We start from the raw sequence: 280 nt of genomic DNA, 5'->3' as shown, positions 1-280 counted from the left end.
ATTCACTACCACACCAACCACAGTTAGCTAGGTTTTTACCAATTTCGTTACCCCAAGGGTATTCTGTTTCGGTTCCTGCACGTGCTGCGTATTCCCACTCAACTTCGTTAGGTAAACGAAATTGCTGTCCTGTTTGACCCGATAACCACTCAGCGTAAGCTTTTGCATCGTTATAAGTTAAACATACAGCAGGAAAGTCACTGCCTTGCTCAAAACCAGGATTACGCCAATTTAAATTTGCTTCCCATACTGGTTCGCCATTTAAATAATACGCACACCC

The 280-nt window shown here is 43.2% G+C and carries 1 protein-coding gene; it reads right to left on the bottom strand.

What is annotated here, in order from left to right:
- Nucleotides 1–280: formylglycine-generating enzyme family protein (locus AAEY83_RS14315; protein WP_351059875.1), on the bottom strand; the 280-nt coding region annotated here is incomplete at both ends.

Origin of the sequence: Psychrobacter sp. TB20-MNA-CIBAN-0197 (assembly GCF_040309765.1) — a bacterium.
GTDB lineage: Bacteria > Pseudomonadota > Gammaproteobacteria > Pseudomonadales > Moraxellaceae > Psychrobacter > Psychrobacter submarinus.
Note: the sequence above shows the minus strand (reverse complement) of the source record. Positions and strands in the feature narration are given on the sequence as shown.